Source organism: Lyngbya sp. CCY1209, assembly GCF_055795065.1.
On record NZ_JAYFER010000222.1, the window covers coordinates 1 to 2,546 of the forward strand.

Annotated in this window: 3 protein-coding genes; 1 reads left to right on the top strand and 2 read right to left on the bottom strand. The window is 53.6% G+C overall.

Translation table 11 applies throughout. From position 1 onward, the window contains the following. Window positions 1-147: 147 nt before the first annotated feature. A complete protein-coding gene (locus tag AC0QHF_RS04905) occupies window positions 148-1,167 on the bottom strand; it encodes a cyanophycinase (protein WP_324703067.1) in 1,020 nt (339 codons plus the stop codon). Between the two features lie 383 nt (window positions 1,168-1,550). On the opposite strand from AC0QHF_RS04905, the gene AC0QHF_RS04910 reads away from it, so the two are divergent. Beyond that, entirely contained in the window at window positions 1,551-2,168 is a 618-nt protein-coding gene (locus tag AC0QHF_RS04910; RefSeq protein WP_324703068.1) for a Uma2 family endonuclease, read from the top strand. Window positions 2,169-2,294: 126 nt separating this feature from the next. Here the strand turns inward: AC0QHF_RS04910 and AC0QHF_RS04915 are convergent. Further along, the coding region (locus tag AC0QHF_RS04915; RefSeq protein ID WP_324703069.1) for a hypothetical protein at window positions 2,295-2,546 on the bottom strand (252 nt) is incomplete at its 5' end.

Here is a 2,546-nt window from a genome sequence, read left to right on the forward strand (position 1 = left end):
GAAACATCGATGTAAAGGTCATTTCAGTTTCCTATTGCCTGTTGCCTATTGCCTATTGCCCTCTAGCAGCGCTTTAACAAGATATCGGGTTCAACTCCAAAATTTGGGTAGAAACCCGGTTTCTAAAATCGGGCGGGGAGTGTCAAATTAATAGGGATCGTCCGAGAGTCTGCCGTCATTGACGCTAATTGAATAGTCGCCTTCGTCCGGTCGGTTTTTCAGGTCGAAGGTTTCGCCGTCCCGGCGTTTCCAGAGTTGAAAATCGGAGAATGTCAGGGGTGTCCCGGGTTCGCAGACTTCCGGGGAATGACTTCCCGATACGAAATAGACCGAGCCCTGTCCCATGACTTCCGCGAGTCCCGTTTCATCGATGGTCAAAGACGTTCCCTCGTCGATGCCGATTCCCAACACCTTTGCCGCCAGACCATCTTGCCGGGCCCGGGCGACGAATGTCATCAAACGGCCCATGCGATCGCGATCGGCAAAATGAGTGTCAACAATTGTATTTTCCAAATATCGCCAGTCAAATACGCGGTCGTCGAGTTCGATATCCCGATAGGGATCGTCCAACGCCGATTCGCTGTCGATACTCTGGCCGCAGGCGGTGAAGACGAAACGGCTTTGGATCATCGCCCCCGCACTGGTCCCGCCGATCGCCGCGCCGCGATCGAGGGCAGACTTGATGGCATCATATAAATCGGTATCCAAATAATTACGGAGGTAGCGGCACTGGTCGCCCCCCGCAAAGAAAATCATCTCGGCATTGCGGACACTCTCGACCACATCCGGATGGTTGGCGTCTTCCGGACGGGTGACGAGTAAGGTTTCCACCGAATCCACCCCCGCCATGTCGAAAATCGGTTCGTTGTAGCCGTCTTCCCCGGAATCCCGGATGATGACCACATCCACGGTGCGATCGCAATATTTGCCCCCCCGCACCCGGTCGATCGCCCACTGGAAAGCCGGATCGACATCCGGGCCGCCGCCGCCGAGAATGTGGACGATCTCAGTTTTCGGAATTTTCACGTCCGCCGCGTTTCCGTCGAGATAGCGTTTCACCCCGGCGGCGGCGGGACGGGGAAAGGCGAGGATCGCGATCGCCCAAAGAACCATCACGCCGATCAAAATAGCGATCGGGTGCGATTGCCAAAGCCACAAATTGTCCATGATTCTCCACTCGATGGTTGAAAATTAGTAATCAATGTTACTGTTTTTTCCGCGAGTTTCTGAGTGGTTCCGCCCGTTTTGAGGAGAAAGGGGCGATCGGGATGAGATCGGGGTGTCATCAATTGTAGTGGGGAACGCACCCAACCCGACTCTAGCGATCGGCCATCAGCTTTCGGCGAACTGCCCACAATTGGGAGATTGGCGGAGTGTTGGGATCTCCTCAGAGTCCTGGCGGTTTAGAATATATAGCAGTCGCCCGGGTAGCTAGGACATCGAACCACCCTGAAACTCAGACGGTAGGCGCTTTTCTTCCCTATTGCCTGTTGCCTATTGCCTGTTGCCTGCTATCAATTCGGATCGGCGCGATCGCGCAGGAGGTCAAAATGGTACGGACACCCCCCAAACCGGACACCGAAACGCTCTCCCTTGAATTACCAAAAACGATTAAACTTTATGTCACCCAAGAACAGTTCGCGGCCCTCGCCGCAGTCAACCGAGATTTGCAACTGGAAAGAACGGCAGAAGGAGAGTTGATCGTGAATCCGCCGACCGGTTGGGAAACGGGAAAACGCAACCGCAGCATTACCGGACAACTTGATCGCTGGTACGAAGAAAACGGACGTCCGGGGGAGGCTTTCGACTCCTCCACCGCCTTGATTTTACCCAACGGCGCGACCCGTTCTCCCGATGCCTGTTGGATCAGTCCGGAATCCTGGGATGCCCTCACGCCGGAACAAAAAGGGACATTCGCCAATATCTGCCCCGATTTTGTCGTCGAGTTGCGATCGGATTCTGACACCTTAAAATCGCTGCGAGAAAAAATGCGCGAATACATGGACAACGGCGCGAAATTGGGATGGTTGCTCGATCCGAAACATCGCAAAGTCGAAATTTACCGCCCGGAATCGCCGGTGGAAATATTAGAAAATCCCGACGAGTTGTCCGGCGAAGCGATAGTACCCGGTTTCAAGTTAAACTTGCGCCGCGTATACGGGGAATAGGGAGTCGGGAGTCGGGAGTCGGGAAGAAGCAAGCCAGCATCAGTCACCCGTGTTATCTGTGAAATCGGGTTCATCCGCGATCGCGACTGGGGAATAGGGAATTTTTCACTTTTCACTTTTCACTTTTCACTTTTCACTTTCCCCACACCCCACATCCCCAAAATTGTTAAGGATTGTCACCGTTTTTCCCCACCCGGCCATATTGTGTCCCCCTCTGCGGTAGTCTAGATTCGGTAGTGCGATTCGTTCGGGAATGAAATCGGGCTGAAATACCTGAAATAACCTCCCGGTAAGGCTTTCATCCCCTTGGATGGATATAAGGGACGCACCCCTGACCAGCCTTATAACTGTCTGTATGTTCCGAAGTTTGGTATCACA